This is a genomic window from Rhodanobacter sp. A1T4 (assembly GCF_014207185.1).
In the GTDB taxonomy this organism is placed as follows: domain Bacteria; phylum Pseudomonadota; class Gammaproteobacteria; order Xanthomonadales; family Rhodanobacteraceae; genus Rhodanobacter.
The window spans coordinates 228,380-250,611 of record NZ_JACHCP010000009.1 but is presented as its reverse complement, the minus strand read 5'-3'; the positions used below and the strand labels follow the sequence as shown (position 1 = coordinate 250,611).

Annotated in this window: 19 protein-coding genes; 10 read left to right on the top strand and 9 right to left on the bottom strand. The window is 60.2% G+C overall.

Translation table 11 applies throughout. The features are described from left to right. Positions 1–85: 85 nt before the first annotated feature. From HDE80_RS18380 to HDE80_RS18350, 7 genes are all read right to left on the bottom strand, one after another. A complete protein-coding gene (locus tag HDE80_RS18380) occupies positions 86–1,936 on the bottom strand; it encodes an ABC transporter ATP-binding protein (RefSeq protein WP_345776476.1) in 1,851 nt (616 codons plus the stop codon). A gap of 102 nt (positions 1,937–2,038) precedes the next feature. Next, a complete protein-coding gene (gene msrA, locus HDE80_RS18375; RefSeq protein WP_184673269.1) occupies positions 2,039–2,752 on the bottom strand; it encodes a peptide-methionine (S)-S-oxide reductase MsrA in 714 nt (237 codons plus the stop codon). 226 nt (positions 2,753–2,978) lie between these two features. Continuing rightward, on the bottom strand, positions 2,979–3,203 hold the full coding sequence (locus HDE80_RS18370) for an RNA-binding S4 domain-containing protein (protein ID WP_184673268.1): 225 nt from the start codon (positions 3,201–3,203) through the stop codon (positions 2,979–2,981). 30 nt (positions 3,204–3,233) lie between these two features. After that, positions 3,234–3,686: a barstar family protein gene (locus tag HDE80_RS18365; RefSeq protein WP_184673267.1), complete on the bottom strand. Its 453-nt coding sequence runs from the start codon at positions 3,684–3,686 to the stop codon at positions 3,234–3,236. Then, the gene (locus HDE80_RS18360; RefSeq protein ID WP_184673266.1) at positions 3,683–4,093 is read right to left on the bottom strand and encodes a ribonuclease domain-containing protein; all 411 of its coding nucleotides are present in this window, start codon (positions 4,091–4,093) and stop codon (positions 3,683–3,685) included. Before HDE80_RS18360 ends, HDE80_RS18365 begins: the two co-directional genes overlap by 4 nt. Before the next feature lie 82 nt (positions 4,094–4,175). Then, on the bottom strand, positions 4,176–5,015 hold the full coding sequence (locus HDE80_RS18355; protein ID WP_184673264.1) for a DUF72 domain-containing protein: 840 nt from the start codon (positions 5,013–5,015) through the stop codon (positions 4,176–4,178). Next, positions 5,008–5,178: a hypothetical protein gene (locus tag HDE80_RS18350; protein ID WP_184673262.1), complete on the bottom strand. Its 171-nt coding sequence runs from the start codon at positions 5,176–5,178 to the stop codon at positions 5,008–5,010. The genes HDE80_RS18355 and HDE80_RS18350 overlap by 8 nt, the downstream gene beginning before the upstream one ends. Here HDE80_RS18350 and HDE80_RS18345 point away from each other — a divergent pair. From HDE80_RS18345 to HDE80_RS18330, 4 genes are all read left to right on the top strand, one after another. After that, positions 5,177–6,859 (top strand): serine hydrolase, encoded by a 1,683-nt coding sequence (locus HDE80_RS18345; RefSeq protein WP_255483933.1) that lies wholly within the window; start codon positions 5,177–5,179, stop codon positions 6,857–6,859. The genes HDE80_RS18350 and HDE80_RS18345 overlap by 2 nt on opposite strands. A gap of 647 nt (positions 6,860–7,506) precedes the next feature. Next, a complete protein-coding gene (locus HDE80_RS18340; protein WP_184673260.1) occupies positions 7,507–8,961 on the top strand; it encodes a glycosyltransferase in 1,455 nt (484 codons plus the stop codon). Positions 8,962–9,475: 514 nt separating this feature from the next. Further along, the gene (locus HDE80_RS18335; protein WP_184673258.1) at positions 9,476–11,146 is read left to right on the top strand and encodes an alpha/beta hydrolase-fold protein; all 1,671 of its coding nucleotides are present in this window, start codon (positions 9,476–9,478) and stop codon (positions 11,144–11,146) included. A gap of 247 nt (positions 11,147–11,393) precedes the next feature. Beyond that, positions 11,394–11,918, top strand: a complete 525-nt coding sequence (locus tag HDE80_RS18330; RefSeq protein ID WP_184673256.1) for a DUF3761 domain-containing protein — start codon at positions 11,394–11,396, stop codon at positions 11,916–11,918. Between the two features lie 62 nt (positions 11,919–11,980). Here the strand turns inward: HDE80_RS18330 and HDE80_RS18325 are convergent, their stop codons facing one another. Then, positions 11,981–12,409 carry a VOC family protein gene (locus HDE80_RS18325; protein ID WP_184673254.1) on the bottom strand — a complete coding sequence of 143 codons (429 nt, stop codon included), beginning with the start codon at positions 12,407–12,409 and terminating at the stop codon, positions 11,981–11,983. A gap of 261 nt (positions 12,410–12,670) precedes the next feature. Beyond that, complete coding sequence (locus HDE80_RS18320; protein ID WP_184673252.1) at positions 12,671–15,097, bottom strand: DUF3772 domain-containing protein; 2,427 nt, start codon at positions 15,095–15,097, stop codon at positions 12,671–12,673. Positions 15,098–15,199: 102 nt separating this feature from the next. Between HDE80_RS18320 and nfi the strand changes: the two genes are divergently transcribed. The 6 genes from nfi to HDE80_RS18290 all read left to right on the top strand — a co-directional run bounded on the left by nfi (position 15,200) and on the right by HDE80_RS18290 (position 22,219). Beyond that, positions 15,200–15,934 carry a deoxyribonuclease V gene (gene nfi / locus HDE80_RS18315; RefSeq protein ID WP_255483932.1) on the top strand — a complete coding sequence of 245 codons (735 nt, stop codon included), beginning with the start codon at positions 15,200–15,202 and terminating at the stop codon, positions 15,932–15,934. Between the two features lie 191 nt (positions 15,935–16,125). After that, on the top strand, positions 16,126–17,967 hold the full coding sequence (locus HDE80_RS18310) for an ABC transporter ATP-binding protein (protein WP_184673312.1): 1,842 nt from the start codon (positions 16,126–16,128) through the stop codon (positions 17,965–17,967). Positions 17,968–18,181: 214 nt separating this feature from the next. Next, on the top strand, positions 18,182–18,787 hold the full coding sequence (locus HDE80_RS18305) for an outer membrane beta-barrel protein (protein WP_184673250.1): 606 nt from the start codon (positions 18,182–18,184) through the stop codon (positions 18,785–18,787). Positions 18,788–19,370: 583 nt separating this feature from the next. Then, positions 19,371–19,565 carry a hypothetical protein gene (locus HDE80_RS18300; RefSeq protein ID WP_184673320.1) on the top strand — a complete coding sequence of 65 codons (195 nt, stop codon included), beginning with the start codon at positions 19,371–19,373 and terminating at the stop codon, positions 19,563–19,565. 223 nt (positions 19,566–19,788) lie between these two features. After that, positions 19,789–21,117, top strand: coding sequence for a bifunctional tetrahydrofolate synthase/dihydrofolate synthase (gene folC / locus HDE80_RS18295; RefSeq protein WP_184673248.1), 1,329 nt, complete (start codon positions 19,789–19,791; stop codon positions 21,115–21,117). A gap of 70 nt (positions 21,118–21,187) precedes the next feature. Next, a complete protein-coding gene (locus tag HDE80_RS18290) occupies positions 21,188–22,219 on the top strand; it encodes an SPOR domain-containing protein (protein WP_184673246.1) in 1,032 nt (343 codons plus the stop codon). The last annotated feature ends 13 nt before the right edge of the window (positions 22,220–22,232 follow it).

Genomic DNA, 22,232 nt, shown 5'->3' with positions numbered 1-22,232 from the left:
GTGTGTTTCAACCAGGATGGGACGTCTAGCGGACAGCGAAGCATGGGGCGCGTGGGCAGGCAGGGTCAAGCCGGGCCGGCAATATCTAGCGGTAGCCTTGTGCCTGCAATGAGAACAGGTGTGCATAGTGACCCGCCAGCGCCATCAACTGCTCGTGGCTGCCGTGTTCCTTGATCCGGCCGTCCTGAATCACGATGATCTGGTCGGCCATGCGCACGGTCGAGAAGCGGTGCGAGATCAGGATCGCGATACGGCCACCAGCGAGCTCGCGGAAATGCTCGAAAATGGTGGCTTCGGCCTCAGCGTCCATCGCGGCGGTGGGTTCGTCCAGCACCAGGATATCCGCGCGTGAACGCATAAAGGCGCGTGCCAATGCAATCTTCTGCCACTGGCCCCCGGACAGCTCGCGGCCATCGCGGAACCATTTGCCCAGCTGGGTATTGAAACCGGCCGGCAAGGTGTCGATGAATTCACTGGCCATGCCCTTGTCGCTGGCTTCACGCCAGCGTTCGACGTTCTCGAATTCGGTCACGTCGCCGGCACCCACGTTCTCACCGACGCGCATCTGGTAGCGCGCGAAATCCTGGAAGATTACGCCGACCCGCTGCAGCAGGATGCTTTCATCCCAGTCGCGCAGGTCGGTACCGTCCAGCAGCACGCGGCCGCTGTCGGGGGAATACAGGCGCGTCAGCAGCTTGATCAGAGTGGTCTTGCCGGAGCCGTTCTGGCCGACCAGCGCCAGCGATTCGCCCGGACGAATATGCAGGTTGATATCGTGCAGCGCCGGCTCGGTCGCTCCCGGATAGGTGAAGCTGACCTGCTCGAAGCGGATACCGTCCTTGGGGATTGCACCTACCTGTGCGGTGCCGACCGACGGCGGTACCGGTGTTTCCAGGTACTCGTACAGCGTCGATAGATAGAGGTTGTCTTCGTACATGCCACCGATTGCCGAGAGCATCGCCGACACGGCCGACTGGCCTTGCCGGAACAGCATCAGATACATGGTCATCTGGCCCAGCGTGATGCGGGCGACCACCGTGCTCATGGCGATCCATACGTAGGCGGCATAAAGCGTCAGTGTGCCGAGCAAGCCCAGGCCAAAGCCCCAGCTATCGCGTCGGATGGTCAGATCGCGGTCGTCTTGATAGAGCGTGTTGAAAATTTCGCGATAGCGATCGAGCAGCAGCGGACCGAGGCCGTAGAGCTTCACTTCTTTCGCATGATCCTCGCGCGCCAGCACCGTCTCGAGATACAGCTGCATGCGCGTTTCGGGCGAGCGCCAGCGGAACAAGCGGAACGCGTCGCCGGAGAATTTGGTTTCAGAGATGAACGAGGGCAGGCCGGCCAGCAAAAGCACCAGCACCGCCCACGGCGAAAAGTGGAACAGCAAGGTGCCGTAGCTGATCAGTGAAATTGCATTCTGACCCAGCCCGAAGGTGCGTGTGACCAGCGATAGTGGTCGCGTCGAGGCTTCGCGGCGCGCGCGGGTGAGCTTGTCGTAGAACTCCGAATCCTCGAAGTGGGTCAGCTCCAGCGTCAGCGCCTTCTCCAGAATCATCACGTTGACGCGCTGCCCCAGCTGCGCTCGCAACAACGACTGGCACACCGAAAGCCCGCGCTGTGCGCCGGCCAGCAGCGCCACCAATAGGCCCTCGAGCAACACCCAGCGAACCACCGGCCACCATGCCACGCTGCCGCTCGATGCCCACCGCCGGCTGGCACCGACCACGGCATCGACGATGTGCGCACCGACGTAGGCGACGCCGGCTGGTAGCAGACCTGCAGTCAGCGTGAGCAAGGCCAGCGCAATGGTCAGCGCCTGGCTTGTACTCCAGACCAGTTGCAGCGCGCGACCGCTATAGCGAAACACGCCCAGAAAACTGCGCGTGAGTTCCGCTGATTCAGCCGGTGAGGAAGGAGAGGCGAGAGGCGTCACGTGGGGAGTTTGGTCCGGCCAGCAGCGCATCAGGCGCCGAAGTCCAGAGATGGGGGCCGTGACGCCTCACGCAAGTCGAGGGAATCGCGCGGTGTTGATGACTCAGTGCAGCTGAATCTCGACCACCTGCTGCTCGTCCTTGTAGATGGCCGGAAACAGCTTCTTCAGATGGGAGACCATTGGCGCGTCGTTGTAGGCGATGTATGGGTTATCCGGATGCAGTTGTGCGTAGTTCTGGTGATAGGCCTCGGCTTCGTAGAACGCCTTGAGCGGCACGACTTGCGTCACGATCGGTGCGTCGAAGGTTTTGGCGGCGGTCAACTGCGTAATGTAAGTGCTCGCAATTTTCTGCTGCTCGGGGCTATTGTAGAAAATCGCCGACCGATACTGTGTGCCGCTATCCGGCCCTTGGCGATTTAATTCCGTCGGATTGACCGGCACCGAGAAGTAAATTTGCAACAGCTGGCCGTAACTGATCTGGCTGGGATCGAACTCCACACGGATCGACTCGGCATGGCCAGTGTCGCCATCGCTGACCTGGTCGTAATGCGCCGTGGCCGCCGCACCGCCGGAATAGCCAGCCTCGACCTTGCGCACGCCTTTGACGTGATCGAACACCGACTCCATACCCCAGAAGCACCCACCTGCAAGCACCGCAATCTGGTCTTTGGAGGCGGCCGCTTTCGGCGCATCCATTTTTGGCGCAGGCACGGCGCCCGCGTTGCTGGCGGCCGATACGGGCTGGCAGGCGCTCAGTCCGGCGACCATCAATGCGGCGGCAAGGGGAAGGGCTTTGAACAAGGTACGACGATTCATGGTGGGCCTCACTAACGGTGATGATGCGTCAGATCGATAGGCATCAGTTACGTTGGGATTTCGGCGCCGGATGCAGCAGAAGGTTGTTTGAGTCATGGAATTTCTGCTGCTCCGACAACGGGTCCCAGCGGCATCCGACGACCTCGGATACCTGTTGTTCGCTGGGCGACTGGCGTCGGTTACATGGCTCGCGATGGGAGCTGATGAGGTCTGGCGGAGCAATGCCTCAGCGGGCGTCCGCCAGCACGTGGATTTCCATGTCGTCGATGGTGACGACCTGACCTGCGCGGATCTTGCAGGTTTTGCGCAGTTCCATCGTGCCGTCCACCAGCACGGCACCGCTGGCCACGATGGCCTTGCCCGCGCCGCCGCTGTCGCACAGGCCGGTGAGCTTGAGCAGCATGTTGAGTTCGACGTAGTCGCCTTCGAGTTCGAAATCCTGGGTTCGCATGGTTTTCCGGTGTGGGATGAATGGGGAATGTCAGCTTGTGGTGCCAGTGGCTGTTTCGGGCAGGGCGAGAAACGCGAACCACGGCATATCGTTGTCACTGGCAAAGGTGGCGGCGTCGTCGAGAATACCAAGCAGGATGTTGAAGTCAGCTTCCGCCGCACGCCGCAAATCGTCGGCGTGATCGAACAGCAACACATAACCCCAGGCCGGCATCCAGCGTAGATCACGCAGGCAGTCGGCCAGCGCATCCCAGTTATCACCAGTCGTGGCGGGCAGTTCGAGCGACTCAGTCAGCCGTCGCAGCAGCTCGTCCTTGCCCCGGCAACCGGACAGATCGGTGCGGCATACGCGCAGTTCGTCGCGCGCGGCCGTCTTGGCCAGTCGGGCGAGGTCATCGCTGCCCACGAAATAAATGCCGCTTTGCGTCGGCTGCGTGAGGTTGGGGTCGAAGTCGCGCGGACGGCGCGGACCATAAATGTTCATCGGCTGACCTTGAACGCGCGGAAGCTGCGGTAGTGATCGTCGGTGTAGTAGTAGATATCCGGTGGCGTACCGCCAGTGATGATGCGTCGTGCGCCACGGGTATCAGCGCCCGGTGTTTCGACGGTGTACTCGTGGTAGTAGCCGCGTGGCTGTGAGGGCAGCAGGTTCTCGTAATTGCCGAAAACCACACCGTCCTGTCGGTGCGTGAAGGGACCACCGCTGGCGATGCGGTCCAGCGTGGCGCGCGCCTCTGCCGGCAGGAAAGTCGGCAGTGAGGTTGATGCGTTGTTGCTGCCGGTTGTTGCCGCGGAACTGACTGCACCGTTAGGACTCGCACCATGCCCCGACCAGATGGCTGCAGCAGCGACCAACACTAGGAGCAGGATCAGTGGCTTGAACTGGCGCATCGGAGTTTGTCGGCGTGATGGATGGAAGGAAGCTTAGTCCGATCAGCTACGCATGGAGTGGATACCGTGTGTTGCTGTGAACTCAGCCAGCGTCAACGCGGGCCTGCATCGCCATCGCGGCAGCCGGATTGCGTTCCTTGGCACTGCTGATGAAGAACACGAATACATCGCGCGATTCTGCTTGCGGAGCTGGCGCAGCTATGTGCGGCAGATCGGCTGGGTCGCTGCCATTAGCCCAGACTTTGGCTTGCCTGGCCCAACCATCGAGGGCAGTAGGGGGGTAACCCGTGTCGATATCCGACTGGCTGCGCATCAGGCGGGCATAGACGAATGCTCCGGTGACGTCGGCCATCGATGGGTAATTCGTTGAATCGGTGAAGACGGTCGCTATGCCTTGCGCGCGAGCCAGTTTCAGATAGGGTTCGCAGAGAAAGCTGTCGTGCCGCACTTCCAGAACATGGCGCAGCCGACGGCCGTCCAGCTCGCGCGGCAGCGTATCGAGAAAGGCGGCCAGGTCGTCCTGATCGAAGACTCGAGAAGGTGGCAGCTGCCAAAGAATCGGTCCAAGCCGTGCGCCGAATTCGGCCAGGCCGCCGGTGATGAAATGTTTTGCAGCGGCGGTTGAGTCCGCTAATCGCCGACCTTCGGTGATGCTTTTCGGTGCCTTCAGTGAAAACACGAAGTCTTCCGGAGTCTCGGCTGCCCATTTGGCATAGACAGCCGGCGTTTGCGCTCGATAGAACGTACCGTTGATTTCGATGGCGCGAAGCTGGCGGCTGGCGTATTCCAGCTCACGCCGCTGCACCAGCCCACCAGGATAGAAATTCTTGCGCCATGGCGCGAACGTCCAGCCGCCGATGCCGACGCGAATCGAGGCGGCGTTTACTGCGGGCGCCGGTTTGGCAAACAGATCATCAGTCATGAGTGGCATTGGTGGTGGCGTCGAAGGAATGCGGTGCCATGTTAGCCGGCAGCGACTTCCGGTGGATCTGTGCCTTGGGCTCGATGTGGTGCATGACTTTCAGCGCTGGCTTCGCACCCGATTTGCCGCGATAGTTGATCGACTGACCCGCAGGAATCGACATGCTCAAGCGCCGCTCTTTCCACTATTCCTTTTTCCCCGGGATGGCCAGCCTTTGTGCGTTGATGGTGTTTGCCGCGGCGGCAAGCGCCCAGACACCAGCTACTTCGGTGCCTGCGCTAGATGCGGCAAACAAGGCTCCCAGCACCTTGCCGTCTCAGCTGCAGGACTTTGGCGCCTATGTTGACAGCGCGCGCAAGACCTTCGACGTGCCGGGTATTGCGGTAGCGATCGTCAAGGATGGCAAGGTGGTGATGGAGCAGGGCTTTGGCCTGCGCGAGATAGGCAAATCCGAAACCGTCGACGCAAAGACGCTGTTTGCCATCGCGTCCAATACCAAGGCGTTCACTGCAGCTGCGCTGCAGCAGCTGGCTGAGCAGGGCAAGCTGAAGATGGACGATCGGGTGATCGATCACCTGCCGTGGTTTCGCATGTCCGATCCCTATGTGACGCACGAAATGCGCATCCGCGACCTGTTGGCGCATCGCAGTGGCTTGAGCCTCGGTGCGGGCGATCTGCTGTACTGGCCGCCGACCTCGTACACCACCAAGGAAGTGGTCGAGCATCTGCGTGATGTGCCGATCAAGAACGGTTTTCGCAGCGGTTATGCCTACGACAATATTCTGTTTGCCGTCGCCACTCTGGTGATTGAGCAGGCCTCTGGCCAGAGCTATGCCGACTATGTGCGCACGCATCTATTCCAGCCGGTCGGCATGGACGAGTCGTTGATCGACAAAACCTATCTGAAGCCGGGCATGGATGTGGCTACCGGCCATGCCAAAGCCAACTTCAAGAATCTGGAGCCGGTTCCGCCGATGGCCTGGCTCAACGATCCGGGCGCGGGCGGCATTTACGCCAGTGTGCACGATCTGGCCAAGTGGATGAACGTGCAGCTGGCCGGCGGCGCGCTGCCGGGTCCGGGAAAGGACGGCAAGCCGGCGCGGCTGTTCTCCGAGGATAGCCAGGAACAGATGTGGTCGATGCTGACGCCGATTACCATCATCAAGCCACCGATTCCGGAACTGGCACCACTGACACCGCATTTTTTCGGCTACGGCGAAAGCTGGTTCCTGTCCGACTACCGCAACCAGCGGCTGGTCTGGCATACCGGCGGCTGGCCCGGCATGGTTTCGCGTATCACGCTGGTGCCAGAGCTGCACCTGGGCGTGGTGGTGCTGACCAACCAGGAGTCTGGCGCGGCGTTCAATGCGGTGACCTATCGCGTACTCGATGCTTACCTCAATCCATCGCAGAAGACCGACTGGGTCGCGGTTTACGACAAGGCCGTGAAGAAGGCGGAATCGAAAGCCGACGACAGCTTCGCCACGCATGAGAAGGCGCGAGACAAGAACAGAAAGCCGTCACTGCCGCTGGCGAACTACGCGGGAACCTATCGCGATCCGTGGTACGGCGATGTTGTCATCAGCAGCGAGGGTGGCAAGCTGCGCCTGCGCTTCAGCAAGACCGCTCAGTTGATCGGCACCTTGTCGCCGTGGCAGCACGATGCCTTCACTGTGCGTTGGGACGATCGCACGTTGAACGCCGATGCATTCATCAGCTTCAGTCTCGATATGGACGGCCATATTCGTGAAGCGCGGATGGAGCCGATCTCGCCGCTGACCGATTTCAGCTTTGATTTTCAGGATCTGCGTCTCACGCCCATCCGGAAGGCTGAGGCTGAGTAACCTCCCGCGTACGGAAACGTTCGCCCGCGAGGCCTTTGGGATGACGGCGAAAGCATGCGGCGCATGGCAATCTGTACTCTCGCGCCGAAAGTGCATGCATGGTCGGCTAGGGTTGGACATCCCTTTGGGCAACCTGCTTTGCACATGCCGTGCTTTACGCCTGCGTCAGGCTCGCTTCGCACCGATGATGCACGCCAGTCAAGCATCAGGGTGATTGATACCCCGTTCACGACAAACGCTGCGAGCAACGATCGTCGATAACCGTTTCGGAGGTGGCCGCTATGGCCTGACGGAACTCGCTCAACTCACGCCTCAAAACATCATTGGCGTAGGCCGCCTGGATATCCATGCCGAGACCATCGGCTAGGCTTGGAAAACCCTGATAGTCGAACGCATTCAGGCCCGAATCTGACGGTTGACCTGTCTCGCCTGCTGCGGACGTCCATGGATCGCCGCCTCCGCACGCTTATGCGATTCAGCATCAGATCCTCGCGAAATCAGTTTTTTCCCGACGGACGCGAAGCCCGAGCAACCTCACTGTGCGGGTGACGGCTTTGGGCACAACGCCTTCGGACACCTCCGGACGCGTTTCCGGACGCGTCGATGCCGGTCGTCAACTGATAACGCCATTACCCAAGGAGATCCTCATGAGCAATATCCTCATCGTTCTACCGTATAGCGGCAGGAGCTTCGGCGGTGGTCTCGCCGTCTTCAACCAGGAATTCACCAAAGCTCTCGTTGCTAACGGGCATAGCGTCAAGCTACTCACTCTCGACGTAAGGGTTCCTTCAGGGCGTGCGCCCATCAATCCCACTGCCGAGGATCATGGCCGCGCGACGATTCTGTACATCAATGACGAGCCGATCCTGATGCAAAACCCGGGTGGGATCGACAAGGAACGCGAGGAGTTGTACGAGCGAATCAACGATCCGGATTACCTTGCCAGGAACGATGTGCAAGCAAAGGTCTTGGGTTCGGGTGCGCCATGGCATCCCGAAATCATCATCGGCCATTCGCGATTCTCCGGAGCCGCCGCGATCCTGCTCAAGAACAGGTATTTCCACGATGCCAAGACCAGCTACTTTCTGCATTCCTATCCCGTGGAAGGTACGGTTCTGACCGGTTACGACGCCTATGGCGAGGCGATCGACACGGAATCGGCTGAGCGAAAGATCGCGCTGGAGGCCGAGTGGATGAAAAGGGCCGACCTGGTCGTGCCGGTGGGGCCGTTGTTGCGCGCAGGTGCGCTGAAGCTGCTAAATGGCGCCAAGGTGCGCATCCACGAATGTATCGGCGGCGTCGAGGCCACGGAGAGGGTGCGTTTCAGAGAACCCAGGGGACCGATAAGGTTGCTTTTCAATGGTCGGGCCACTGCGCCGATCAAGGGACTCGAGGATATTCTGCTCGCCGCGCAGATACTTCGCGACGATGGGGACTGCCCGCCGCTTGAACTGCATGTCCGTTACTGGGCGGATAGAAATTTTTACCCTGGTGGACCGATACACCCTAGTACGGAAGTGCGAACGGTCGATTACCAAGCCGCGCAGAAATTCGCGGACGAAATAGTCAACGTGGGTAGTCATGCCGGCAAGGTAACAGTGCTGGTTGGCCCATCGACAACAACCATCATGGACGAAGTGCGCGCGTCCTACGGCGTGCTTATGCCATCGTATATCGAGCATTTCGGGCTGGTACCGATGGAGGCATTGAGTGCCGGTGTGCCCGTGCTGGTGAATGAGATCAGCGGCGCGGGAATGTTCCTGGCGCGCTTGGCAAGGACGCAGGCTGAGTGCTTGGAGAAGTGCGTGGTGCATGATTTCTACAAGCGCGTCTCGGCGTCGGAACCGGACGATTTCCTTGAGCCTCGCTTGGTGCCGACGACAGCCTTCGATGGTCGTCCCGCGGCATGGGCCAAGGCGATCAAGGAACTGGCCACAGACCTTCCCATTCGTTTCAAGGATGCGGGGGAGTTGGGTGACGAACTGTCCAGATACTACAGTTGGCAAGATTGTGCCAAAGCCTTCCACCGGGCGTGCGGTGTGTCTTATGAAGAATGTGCCGTCACTTTTCAAATCAGGGGAGGTAATTTGGAGCGCGGCTGAGACTATCCGTGCGGATGCGAGCACGCGGGGGAAACTGTTTTCGCCGCGTGATCCCGCCCACGTCAGAATGACGAAGGCGTAGATGCCTGGGCCGGCGACGGATGGGGATGCCGCCGCTCAGGCACGGCATCTCCACCGGTTAAAAGCGATCAGCCAACTATATGCGAAATCGAGCTTCACTTTTTTGCCAAACCGCGCGCATTTCGATCTGTACGTGCAAGGCTAAGGATCGCCAGGGCCTGCTCAAGCAGATCAGCTGGCAGATGTACGTGGCGGCGCGGCCGGATTCGGCGCTGAAGGCGCCACTGCAGCCGGTGCAATAAACAGGACCGGCGATGGATGGCTCAGCGCGGTATCGTCGAGCCATTAGCAGATCGACCCCGCATAACTTACAGGTGACGAGGTAACTGACGCTACGATGACTCGATCTCGGCTAGATTGGCCGTTCGCGTATCCCAAGCAGGGCCATGCGGCGTTGAGTTGATCTGGATATAGGGATTGGAAAGCAGCTGGCATGCGCAAGTCGGTACGGATTACTTTGATACTGTCGCTGGTACTGGTGCTGGCCGGCCTCGCTTCCGTACTGGCACTGCGCTGGCATGCCGCGCGCACGCCGCCGATCTTCAAGATAGAGCTGGATGGCGCGGCGACCAAGCCCGTTTCGGGACGGTTGCTGCTATTCGCTACCGCAGCGACGACTGCGCGCAAGGCGGCCAAGGGTGGCAAGGTCGAGAGCGTGGACGCCGATCCGCTTTATCCGATGCGCACGGCAGTTGCCTCGCGCGAGGTGAGTCGGCTGGTGCCGAAGGGTAGCGTGACGATCGATACGGATAGCCAGGCTTTTCCGATGAATTTTTCGGCGCTGCCGCCGGGCGACTACCTGCTGCAGGCGGTGCTCGATCTGGATCACAACTACAACTACAGCGGACGAAGCGCCGGCGATCTGGTCAGCCCGGTAATCAGCGTGCACTTGCCGGCGATTACGCCTTCAACCCTGCGATTGGTACGCGTACAGTCCGAGCCCTATCCGTGGCAGCTGACCTCGACGCCAGATCTGCAGGCCGCAGCGCCGGACGCGCGCGCACATACCAGGCCGATCGACATGGTCAGCCCGATGCTCTCCGTTTTCTGGGGCAGGCCGATCCATATACGTGGCTGGGTATTGACTCCGCCAGGATACGAAACCAGCGGCAGTACGCGGTTCCCTACGGTGTATTACACCCACGGCTATGGCGGCAACGACGAACGCCTGATCAATACCGTGGTGGGCGTGCATCTGGCGATGATGAAGGGTGAGATGCCGCCGATGATCTGGGTGTTTCTGGACGAGTCCGGCCCTACCGGTACGCAGGAGTTTGCCGACTCGGTCAATAACGGCCCCTGGGGCAAGGCGCTGACTGAGGAACTGATTCCGCAGTTGGAGTCGCACTATCGAATGGATGCGCGCGCTTCCGGTCGTTTTCTCACCGGCCATTCGTCGGGTGGCTGGGCGACGCTGTGGCTGCAGATCACCTATCCGAAGATGTTTGGTGGTACGTGGTCGACGTCACCCGATCCGGTCGATTTTCACGATTTTTCCGGCATCAATCTCTATACGCCAAATGCCAACGTCTATCACCGGCCCGACGGTAAGCCGTGGCCGCTGGAGCGATTGAACGGGAAGGTCCAGGGCACGTTTGAGGATTCAGCCAAACTTGAACGCGTGCTCGGTTTGTACGGCGGCCAGATGTCGTCGTATGAATGGGTGTTTTCACCGCGCAAAGAAGATGGACGACCGGCGCTGCTGTTCGATCGCGATACCGGTGCAGTTGATCCGGCGGTGGTGGCGTACTGGCGGGCGCATTACGACATTGCGCATCGCCTTCAGGTCGACTGGCCGCTGCTGAAGCCCGATCTGGATGGAAAGATTCACGTGATGGTCGGTACTGCCGATACCTATTACTTGGATGGTGCGGTGCACAAGCTGCAGGCAGTGCTGGATAACCTGCACGCGAGATCCGATTTTCGCTATCTGGCGGGCAAGACGCACGCTGATCTGTATACCCAGGGCGATGATCCGCGCGCCTTGCTCAAGCAGATCAGTTGGGAAATGTATGCCGTCGCGCGACCGGATTCGACGATGAGGCCGCCGGCACAAGCGCAGATCGTCGCGCCGGTCAGCAGCTTGGCACAGCATTCCGAATAAGGTGCTGCGACCGTCTGCCAGATAAACGCAGCCGACGAATGCGGTTTTATCGTCATGTTTATCGTCACGGATTTGCGGCATAGTCGCGCAGCAGGCACTGCAGTCCCGGTGCTTGGGGAGGCCGCCGCAATCCGTCGCTTCAGCGTATGCGCAGAGCGTCCGGCGTGTGGCCAATAAGGTGGGCGCCGTTTCGCATATGAAGCGGCGATTCCAAGGGGTTACGTCAACGCACGTTGGAGTATTCGAGATGAAATCATCAGGTTTGATCGCAGCACGTTCGACGAAAGCAGGCTTGATCGCGGCAGCCATTTTCTGTCTGTTTATCGGTTCCGCGGTTCACGCGCAGCAGTCCGCTGCACCGGCCGGTTCGACCGGCCAGTGCAAGGACGGCAGCTATTCCAGTCAGGCCAGCAAGAAGGGTGCTTGCAAGGGGCACAAGGGCGTGAAGGAGTGGTATGCCGCAGCCGGCACACCAGCTGCAGCTGCAGCAGCGGCCCCGGCCGCAGCCCCCGCAGCAGCAGCGGCACCAGCCGCCGCCGTCACCCCAGCTGCGGCGGCAGCAACCTCGAAGAAGGGTGCGTCGGCACCTGCTGCTACCGCCGCCGCGGGCGGTGGTCCGGGCCAGGTCTGGGTCAATACTGGTAGCAAGAGCAAGGCGTATCACTGCCAGGGCAGCAAGTGGTATGGCACCACCAAGCAGGGCAAGTACATGAGCGCGTCGGACGCGCAGGCGGCGGGTTATCACGCGGCCAAAGACGAGAAGTGCTCGTAATCCGCGGTTTTGACGGCTAGGTACTTACAACGGGCCGGCTCATGCCGGCCCGTTGTTCTGCTTCACGACGCATGCCACGGATCGTAGCTGCCGAAATACCACAGGTGACCTTCCGGATCGCGGCAACTGTAGCCGGCACCGCCGTAGTCCTTTTCGGCATAGTCATCGACGATCGTGGCGCCGGCCGCCAGTGCCTGCTGATAGTGAGACTTGCAATTGATGACGGTGACGCATGCGCATTGCGTTTCTCTGCCGCCGATGTCACTGGGTTGAGCAATGCGTTTGCCGAATTCGTCGTCGCGCACTTCGCCGAGCATGATCATGCCGTTGCCGTAGGTCAGCTGTGCGTGTTCCACACCGCCTCGCTCGTTTTCATAAACAGCATGCCTGGTGAAGCCGAATGCCGTACACAGAAAATCGATTGCGGCGTGCGCATCGCGGTAACGCATGCCGGGGATGATGGTGCTGCCGTTCGGTCTGGACGTGAACATCGCAAAAACTCCTTGGCTGGAATCTGAAGATCAGGCTAGCGCGACATTAAGTACAGCGTCTTGTGGATTTTCGCAGGCGATATGTTCACTTCGCCCATTCAATCGACCAGCAGCGACCGAATGCGTGCGAGCTTGCGCATCGATCAAACCGTCAGCGGTGCGGCTGGCTGGCTTTGTTGAGTTCCATCGGCAGGTTCCCGACTGATGGCGATCAGTCCAGCCCTGACTTGGCTGGGGGTGAGGTGATTCAGCAGTCGCCGGTCAATCCTTGTCGTCGCGGTTGTCGTCGTTCACCAGTGGGGCGGGCAAGGTGTGCACGATCATGCTTTGCGGGCTGGTCATCGGCAGCTTCGCGTCGCGCAGGCGGTCCAGCGTTTCGAACAGCAGATCGCTTTTCACAGCGCTGACGTCGCGCGGGCTGTTGACGTAGGCGGTGCAGTCGAACGTCATGGTGCCGGCGTCGAGGTTGTCCAGTCGTACGACCGGCGCTGGCGTGGCAAGTGTTGATGGATGTGCGTTAAGCACCTCCAGAATGATTTCGCGCGCCTTGCTGGCATCGGTATCCAGTGGCATCGGCAGGGTGATGTGCACACGTCCCTGCGCGTTGGCCAGGGTCACGTTGCGCACGTTCTGGGTGATGAACTGGGAGTTTGGCACGATCATGGTCGAGCGGTCGCCCATCTGGATTTCGGTAGCGCGCACGTTGATGCGGCGGATATCACCCTCGACACCGCCGATGCTGACCCAGTCGCCGACCTTCACTGGCCGCTCGGCCAGCAGGATCAGACCGGAAATAAAATTCTGCACGATCGCCTGCAGACCGAAACCGATACCGACAGACAGCGCGCTGGCCATCCAGGTGATGCTGGTCAGGTTGACGTTCAACTCGAGCAGTGCGAGCACGAACACGAATACGCCGCCAACATAGCCCAGCAAAGTCAGCACCGAGTTCTGCATGCCCAGATCGAATGAAGTCTTCGGTAGCAGTTGCTCGCTTAGCCAACGCTTGATTACCCGAAGCACGACCAGGCCGATGCCGAATACCAGCAAGGCACCAAGGATATTGCTGGGTACGATCTTCAGCGAACCCAGCGAGCCACCCGACAGCAGCGTACCGATACGTCCAGCCAGTTCCTCGGGTCCAGCACCAAATGGCGCCAATACAAACGCTATCGCCATGATCAGCAGGATCGCGCGGGTCACGCCGGACAGCACAGTCCCCACCTGTTCCAGCGCGCTGGCCGGCAGGCCAAAACTGTTCTGCATCCGCTTGCCGGTGCGGCCCTTCGGCGCAAAGACGGTATCGAAGATATCGTCGACCAGATGCATCATCAGATACAGCGCGGTGAGGATCACGCCGACCCACAGCATCTGTCGCGCGATGAAGAAGGCGAACGCGATATAGCCCGATGCGACGCCGAGCAGGGTGATGCCAACGGAGATGAACGCGGCGGCAACCACCAGACCGACCCAGATCGGTCGCTGGCCCGGCTCCTCGCCCGCCGCCAGCATGGCGCGCCGGGATTTGCCCAGGCGGATCAAGGCATCGGCTACCAGCACGCCGATCAGCACCGAGATAAAACCGCGAGTCGCAACCGAAGCCGACAAGCTGATGCCGATCGCGTCGTTGATGCTTTCCAGCAGGCCCAGCAGAAATGCCGCGCCGCCCAACAGCCACGGGAACATGCGCAGCCGCTGTGCGGCATCGTCGGATAACGCTGGAAGTCGCCATGACGGGCGTTTGATCGACAGCATGGCGCGACCCAGTCCGGTCATGAACGCCGCAAAGGTCACCAATCGCACCAGTCTTTGTGCCAGGCCGTCCAGGTCTTCGCTGAGGATGTCGTTCCAGTTCAACGCCAGATAGACGAAGTGGGCCGACAAGCCGACCGTTAGGGTATAGGCGAGTGTGATCGTGACGGCCAGTGCGCTGCGGCGTAGATGGCCGGCCGGCATGCGATTGGTGGTTACCTGCACCAGTGCGCGCTCAATCAGCCATCGACCGACCGTCAGCAGGAGCACGGCAACGATCAGGCACAGGATGAGCGATATACGATTTGGCGGCTGCCACGCTGTCGATACAGCGTCGGCCACCGAACTGTTCAAGTGCTGTTCGCGGGTGAGATCGTCGGGAAATGCCTGCGCTGGATCGACCCAGAATGCGCGGCTGAACGGCGTTGCGGTTCGTGAGGCCAACGAGGCCTGAAACTGGTCGCGGCGCAGTTCCGAAACGTGCACCGCCAACTGCGCCGCTTCCGTGCCGAGCGAATTGGCCTGCTTGATCTGGCCGTCCAAATCAGTTTTCGTTTTTGTCAGCTGCCGGCGCTGCGTGCTGAGTTCCGACGATTCGGGCGGTGCACCTTTGACCGGTGCTGGGCCAAGCACATCGAGCCGGGTCTGCAGGCTGGTCGATTGCGGTGACAGGCTGGTGGCGAGTTGTTCGGCCTGCTGCTGCACGGCCAGTGCACTGGTGCGCAGATCGTTCAACGGGACGTCCGGCTTCTTGGTGTCCACCGAACTCTTGATGTCGTCCAGTTGCGCGCGCAGCTGGGTCAGTGTCTGCACTGGCGTCAACGCAGGCTTGGCGATGGCCGAGCTGCTGGCTGCAGCTGGCGCGTCCTGTGCAAGTGCGATGCCGCCGGAAAAGGTCAGCAGAAGGACGAATAAATAACGAAGCAAGTTAGGCATTTCCCGATGATCCGGTCCTTGTTGCAGTCGGTCAACCGAAATGACTGTTGGGCCACGTCAGCTTTGACGCAGTGTTCAGATAGCGTAATCCACGCTAACGGCATGAATGGCCGAAGCATAGACAGCTGGCTAGACCTCGATATGGGGGACGCCTTGGCGTGGGATGGTGACGTCACTCGCGCTCGCGCACTGCAGACTGAACTCGCGCTTCGGGTGCGACTGGACGATGAATTCCCGCCGCTACGCCTGCTGGCCGGCGTCGATGTGGGCTTCGAGGCGGGCGGTGCGATCACCCGCGCGGCAGCGGTGTTGATCGATGCAGGGACTTTGCGGCCGATAGCCGAAGTCGTTGCGAGATTGCCTACGCGGATGCCATATATGCCCGGGCTGCTGTCGTTCCGCGAGTTGCCGGCGGTGCTGCAGGCATTGGCCGAACTGCCGCAGCAGCCCGATCTAATTTTCGTCGATGGGCAGGGCGTAGCGCATCCGCGTGGACTCGGCATCGCTGCGCACCTTGGGGTAATTACCGGTCTGCCGACGATCGGGGTGGCGAAATCGATCCTGGTCGGTAGCCATGGCGAGCTTGGTCAATGCCGCGGCGACCGCACTGATCTGATCCACCGCGGCAGGATGATCGGCACGGTCTTGCGCAGCAAGGACCACATCAAGCCGCTGATTGTTTCGCCCGGGCATCGCGTGAGCCACGTCAGTGCGCCAGATCTCGTACTCGCCTGCTGCACGCGCTACAAGTTGCCCGAGCCCACCCGACTCGCGGACAGACTCGCGTCACGCCGCGACCGGTCGGGGCAGCAAAGCCTGGATCTGGGTCTGAGGTAAGGCGTTATCAGCCTTGCAGGCGTCTGCCGGGATTGGGTCTGTGAAAGTTGTATAGGGCGCTGGCGGCCTCGATTTGTCTTCGCTAAATGCCGGTTCGCACCGTGAATTCGAAGGTGCGCGACCCCATGTCATCGCGACTGCAGTGAGGTGCTTCAAGCACAATGACGGCCTGCAGCTCTGGAGCGCTCATGATTTTCCGCTGGTTCGAATCTCTCATCGACGCGTTCAAGGAACCGTCCGACGGCATGCCGCCGCAGGCGGTGTGGCGTTTCTACGCATTTTATCTGCGTCAGGTATGGCCAGTGTTCCTGGCGGCAATCGTGGTGGGTTTCGGCGTGGCGATCGTCGAGGTGTCGCTGTTCGGTTTCATCGGCAGCATTGTCGATTTAACCAAGGGTATGCCGGGGCCGGATTTTTTCCACCTGCACGGGCGCGAGTTGATCGGTATGGGTCTGGTTGCGCTGATTGCGCGGCCGGTGCTCGCTGGCTTGCATGACCTGCTGGTGAACCAGGCGATCGTACCCAGCCTGACCAACCGCATTCGCTGGCAGAACCATCGCTATGTGATCCGCCAGAGCCTGGGTTTTTTCCAGAACGATTACGCCGGACGTATCGCCAATCGCATCATGCAGACCGGCGCGAGCTTGCGTGAGTCGGCGGTGCAGATTGTCGATGCGCTGTGGTACGTCACCATTTATACCGGTAGCGCGATCGTGCTGTTCGCCAAGGCGGATGCGTGGTTGGCCGTACCGTTGGTGGTGTGGGTGATCTTTTATGTCGGATTGATGGGATATTTCATTCCGCGCATCAAGCAGCGTTCATGGCATGCGTCCGAGGCCCGTTCAAAACTGATGGGACGCATTGTTGATGGTTACAGCAATGTGCTTACGCTGAAACTGTTCGCGCATACACGGCGAGAGGAAGCCTATGTCGCCGACGCGATGGGCGAGCAAACCAGCAAACTGCGCCGCATGACCCGCCTCACCACGGGGATGGATGCCAGCATCACCATACTCAACGGGTTCCTGATTGTCGGCACGTCGGCGTTGGCGATCTGGCTGTGGAGCCAGGGCAAGGTCAGCGTGGGCGCGATTGCGCTATCCACCGGCTTGGTGATCCGCATCAACAACATGTCCGGCTGGATCATGTGGGTGGTCAACGGTGTTTTTGAAAATGTGGGTACGGTGCAGGACGGCATCACCACCATCGCCCAGCCGCGTGCGGTACAGGATCGTGAGGATGCGAAGCCGCTGACAGTGACGCGCGGCGATGTGCACTTCGATGACATTCATTTTCATTACGGCAAGCAGGGCGGTGTGATCGCAGGTCTCAATCTGGCTGTGCGTGCGGGCGAAAAGATCGGTGTGGTCGGGCCTTCCGGTGCCGGCAAATCCACTTTGGTCAATGTGCTGTTGCGGCTTTATGACCTGGAGGATGGACGTATCCTGATCGATGGCCAGGACATCGCAAAGGTCACGCAGGAGAGTCTGCGCTCGCAGATTGGCGTGGTGACACAGGACACTTCGTTATTGCATCGCTCGATTCGCGACAACCTGCTGTATGGACGTCCGGATGCCAGTGAAGCGCAAATTCTCGACGCCGTGCGCAAGGCGCGCGCCGACGAATTCATTCCGCAGCTGGTCGATGGCGAGGGTCGTTTTGGGTATGACGCTCTGGTCGGCGAGCGTGGCGTCAAGCTCAGCGGTGGCCAACGCCAGCGCATCGCCATTGCCCGGGTGTTGCTGAAGGACGCGCCGATCCTGGTGCTCGATGAAGCCACTTCGGCGCTCGATTCCGAAGCCGAAGCAGCAATCCAGGACAGTCTCGATATTCTGATGCGCGGCAAGACGGTGATCGCGATTGCGCACCGACTTTCCACCATCGCGCGGATGGACCGCCTGGTGGTGCTGGACAAAGGCCATATCGTCGAAACCGGCACGCATGCCGAACTCATCGCGCATCAAGGTCTATACGCGCGATTATGGAAACGACAGACCGGAGGGTTTGTGGCGGCTGAGGATGCGCTGGCGTGAAAGCTTAATTCTCGGCGGCTTTGATGGCTGTCGTGCAGATTGAGTTAGTCTGGTGAGTAGTATTGCCTGCGTAATCTAGCGCTGCACGTACACTGCAGACGTGCCATGAAAGTTCGCCGCAAGACAACCTGAGCATGAGCATGGCACTGCGTAGACCATACGGTTAGCAGTGAATTTTTCTGATCTGGATCTACTACAAAATAAAAGGGGTTTCATGAACAAGTTCGTTCTTTCTGCCGCATTGGCTGCGGTGGTTGCATCTTCCTTGCTGAGCCATGCAGTTTGCGCTGCGGATAGCAATCCACTGGACAACTTCTATGTGGCTGGAAGCTTCGGTCAGAGCCAATATCGCGCCGATGCCAAGCATGCCGACAGCGTATTCCAGAACCTGCGCTTCGGCTGGCGCTGGAATGGCATTTTCGGGCCGGAAATCGGCTACGCCTATCTCGGTCGACGCAGAGACGTCAACTCGTCGGGCGGGTTTCGTTACAAGACTTCGGTCAATGCGCGCGCGGCCACCCTCGGCATCAGCGGCAAATACAACTTCGGCCAGAACTGGTTCTTTACAGGCCATGCTGGTTATCTGCGCTCGCATCGCAGTCTCGATGACCTTGGGTATGACAGCGGTAATACTTTGGCTACCCACAAGAGCTGGAACAATGGTTGGTACGGTGGCGTGGGCGTGGGTTATGACCTGACCAAGAATGTAAGCATAGGCGTGAACTACGACAACTATCACCTGCAATACGGTCACGACGGCGGCTTTCGTAGCAAGGTCAACGTGGCAGCGTTTTCCAGTTCGATTGAATATCGCTTCTGAATCCGCTGATTATCGGATCATGAAAAAGCTACGGCCGCCGATCGGCGGCCGTAGCTTTTTCAGACGGCCAATTGGCGCGATCAGTCGTTTGCACCAGCCAAGCGGATATCGGGAGCAGGCTGAGTTTCATGCCTGTTCGGAAAGCACGAATCTTGGACTCGCTGGGCAACGAACGAAGTGGCATATCAACGCTGCAATAGCGTTAGCTCGGTATTGCAGGAGAACAGCCATGCTGCACGACTCCACGTGTCGCCGGGGTGTACGACGTGGTGACGATTGTCACTGACGATGATTGACGGCTGCCTCTGCTTTGACTGAGGCAGTCGATGGATTATCTCTCCACGCACCGCGGTGGTGTCGGAGAACTGCCATGAAAACTTTCGTCGCTTACTCGATCTTCCATCAAGCCATGGCCATCGTATTTGCGGTGCTCGCTACGGCGTCAGTCACCTTTGCTCTGTGCCATGCCAGTCTGCTCATGCTGGCCTGATCCTGGCCTAAAGTGCCAGGTGCAAGTTGCTGACCTTTCCAGTCATCTATAAAAGGCATCGCCCTCATCTGGACGAGTTGCAGGAGGACACACATGAACGTATTCAATAACGGCCACATGAATGACAGCCGCGTCATCGACACCATCAGCAAATTGGAAAAATACATGCCGCTGATGTTTGGCCTGCTGATTGCATTTCTTGCCGGGAAGGCGCTGAAGAAAGTGTTCTGGACCGCGTTTGGCATGTACATGGCCTTGCACTACAGCGGTATCCATCTGTTTGGTTGAGCGTGGCGAATAAGGCGCGTGCTCTGGCCAGCATCCTGGTGCAGACCACTGGCTGGCGATATGTGGGGGTTTCGGGTTAGTGCATCGGCGCATTGATATCGTGCTGTCAAAGGCCGGAATGCAGTCGCTTGGTTGAGCGAATGCCTTAAACTTCGTATTCGTCCATCAGCGATGCGCTGTTGCAGCGCGAACGCCGTCGAATACTCCCGCACGAAGTCTTTGCATGACCCGCACTCTCGCCGAATGGTTGTCTTACCAGGAACAAGTCAACGTGCGCAGCATCGAGCTAGGGCTCGATCGTGTGCGAGCGGTGTGGGAGAGGATGGGGGCGCCAGCAACCGCGCGTAGGGTGATCACGGTTGGCGGCACCAACGGCAAGGGTTCCACCGTGGCGCTGCTGGAAGCGATGCTGACGGCGGCTGGGTTGCACGTCGGTAGTTTCACGTCGCCGCATCTGACCGAGTACAACGAGCGCGTGCGGATCAACGGCGTCAATGCCGATGATGCATCGCTGGTTGCATCCTTCGAGCGCATCGAGGCCGCACGTGGTGCGGGACCGAACGGTGCTGGAACGCACGAAGAGATCCGGTTGACCTACTTCGAATTCGGCACACTGGCCGCGCTGGATCTGTTTGCCCGCGCCGATCTGGATGTGGCCATTCTTGAAGTGGGATTGGGCGGTCGGCTGGATGCAGTGAACATCATTGATGCCGACGTATCCGTCGTGACGACGGTGGATCTCGACCATATGGACTGGCTGGGATCGGATCGCGACAGCATCGGTCGCGAGAAAGCAGGTATCGCGCGGGCGGGGCGACCGGTCATCGTTGGAGAACTGGATCCACCTGTCGGATTGCTTGATGCATTGATCGCCAGTGGCGCCGAAATAAGGCGCGCGGGAATCGATTTCACCGTGGAGCGTCTAGGCCCCGGCTGGCGCTGGCAGCATCGCGACGGTTTGGCGATGGCGTTGCCTGATCCTGCGCTGGCAGCGCCAGTGCAGTATGCAAATGCGGCGACCGCTATCGCTGCGCTGCACGCGTTGTTTGCCGATGATGCATCGATAACGCCAAAAGATTTGTTCGCTGCGGCGAGCCTTGGTCTGCGATCCGTTCGCGTGCCCGCCCGGCTGCAGTCGCTCGGTGGCGATCCGGCAGTGATCGTGGACGTAGGCCACAACCCGCAGGCGGCCCGTGCGCTGGCCGAATGGCTGGATGCGCAACCCGGCAGCCGCGTGTATGCCGTGTATGGTGCGCTAAGCGACAAAGATGTGGCCGGCGTCATGGCCGCGCTCGGTTCGCGTATCGATCATTGGCATCTGGCTGGGCTGGATCGCGACACGCCGCGCGGCCTCACGGCGGCTTGGCTGGCGGAACGACTCGGTAAAACCTTGCCGCAGGCGTCGTTCGATGTGCATACCGACGTGGCAACCGCATTGGCTGCCGCCTGCGCTGCCGCTCATTCGGGCGAGCGTATCCTCGCGTTTGGCTCGTTTTTTGTGGCCAGCACTGTCATCGCTGAAGCGGCGAATAAACCGGCGTTACCGGATTGAGCGTGGTGGGGGACGCAGGCAGGTATAATCACCGCGTTACGTACCGCGTTTGCCGCTTTGGAGCCAAGTCTTGAAAACACGCCTGCTGGGTGCCGCCGTCCTGCTAGCACTGCTGGTTCTGTTTGTGCCGATGTTTTTTTCGAGCAAGCCACCGGCACCAGGCGGTGACCAGACCGTGAGTCTGGCGATCCCGCCAGCACCCGATCGCGATCTGCAAACCAAGACGATGAGCCTGAATCCGGATGCTGCCGTCGGTGCGGCGTCTTCAGCACAGCCGAATGCCGCGATGGTGATGCCGGGAACGAGTGGCCAGCTGGCCACGGTCGATATCGGTTCGAACCGTCCGCGTGATGTGGAAACCGATCCGCAAGCGGGCAAAAAGCCTGCAGTGACGACGGTTACCACCGGTTCGGGTGCGACCTCGGCCGAACCGGTCATCCCGATGCAGAACAAGGTTCCGGCAGCAAAGCCATCTGCCGCGATCAGCGCCGCACAGAGAACGCCAAAGGCATCCGCAGTGATGCCGGCGATCGATGCTGCGCCGGCAAGCGGTCACGGCAGCTACAAGGTCAACCTCAGTGCGTATGCCAGTGCAGCGGGTGCTGCCAGTTTGCAGCGACACGTGCAGGCGCTGGGTTATCCGGTGAGTAGCCATCCCATTACCCAGGGCGGTCAGCCGCGTACGGTTGTGGTCGCTGGGCCCTTCGAAACGCGCACCGCCGCCGAAGCGGCGCGGCTGAAGATCACCCAGTCGATTCCCGGTGTGCCCGCGCGGCTGCAGCAGGACGCTAGTGAAGAGAGTGCTTCGACGCTGGTGTCTGCAGCTCCCGCTACGGCAGCTACTCCTGCGGCGACCAAATCCAGGGCCGGCGGTTTTGCCGTGCAGCTGGCGGCGATGAGCAATCAAGGTGATGCCAATGCGTTGCGCGATAAATTGCGCGGTGCCGGCTTCGACGGTTTCGTGGATTCGGTGCAGGCTGGCGGCAAGCAGCTCTGGCGCGTCCGCGCCGGTCCGCAGACGCAACGTGCCGATGCGGAGCGTATTCGCGATCAGATCAAGGCCAAGCTGGGTGTTGCCGGCAATATCGTTCCGGTGCCCTGATTACGTGTGTCAC

Bases quoted from the DNA above. Each gene is read 5' to 3' on its own strand.
- msrA (WP_184673269.1), bottom strand. From the start codon at position 2,752: ATGAATCGTCGTACCTTGTTCAAAGCCCTTCCCCTTGCCGCCGCATTG.
- HDE80_RS18370 (WP_184673268.1), bottom strand. From the start codon at position 3,203: ATGCGAACCCAGGATTTCGAACTCGAAGGCGACTACGTCGAACTCAAC.
- HDE80_RS18365 (WP_184673267.1), bottom strand. From the start codon at position 3,686: ATGAACATTTATGGTCCGCGCCGTCCGCGCGACTTCGACCCCAACCTC.
- HDE80_RS18360 (WP_184673266.1), bottom strand. From the start codon at position 4,093: ATGCGCCAGTTCAAGCCACTGATCCTGCTCCTAGTGTTGGTCGCTGCT.
- HDE80_RS18355 (WP_184673264.1), bottom strand. From the start codon at position 5,015: ATGACTGATGATCTGTTTGCCAAACCGGCGCCCGCAGTAAACGCCGCC.
- HDE80_RS18345 (WP_255483933.1), top strand. From the start codon at position 5,177: ATGCTCAAGCGCCGCTCTTTCCACTATTCCTTTTTCCCCGGGATGGCC.
- HDE80_RS18350 (WP_184673262.1), bottom strand. From the start codon at position 5,178: ATGTCGATTCCTGCGGGTCAGTCGATCAACTATCGCGGCAAATCGGGT.
- HDE80_RS18340 (WP_184673260.1), top strand. From the start codon at position 7,507: ATGAGCAATATCCTCATCGTTCTACCGTATAGCGGCAGGAGCTTCGGC.
- HDE80_RS18335 (WP_184673258.1), top strand. From the start codon at position 9,476: ATGCGCAAGTCGGTACGGATTACTTTGATACTGTCGCTGGTACTGGTG.
- HDE80_RS18330 (WP_184673256.1), top strand. From the start codon at position 11,394: ATGAAATCATCAGGTTTGATCGCAGCACGTTCGACGAAAGCAGGCTTG.
- HDE80_RS18325 (WP_184673254.1), bottom strand. From the start codon at position 12,409: ATGTTCACGTCCAGACCGAACGGCAGCACCATCATCCCCGGCATGCGT.
- HDE80_RS18320 (WP_184673252.1), bottom strand. From the start codon at position 15,097: ATGCCTAACTTGCTTCGTTATTTATTCGTCCTTCTGCTGACCTTTTCC.
- nfi (WP_255483932.1), top strand. From the start codon at position 15,200: ATGAATGGCCGAAGCATAGACAGCTGGCTAGACCTCGATATGGGGGAC.
- HDE80_RS18305 (WP_184673250.1), top strand. From the start codon at position 18,182: ATGAACAAGTTCGTTCTTTCTGCCGCATTGGCTGCGGTGGTTGCATCT.
- HDE80_RS18300 (WP_184673320.1), top strand. From the start codon at position 19,371: ATGAACGTATTCAATAACGGCCACATGAATGACAGCCGCGTCATCGAC.
- folC (WP_184673248.1), top strand. From the start codon at position 19,789: ATGACCCGCACTCTCGCCGAATGGTTGTCTTACCAGGAACAAGTCAAC.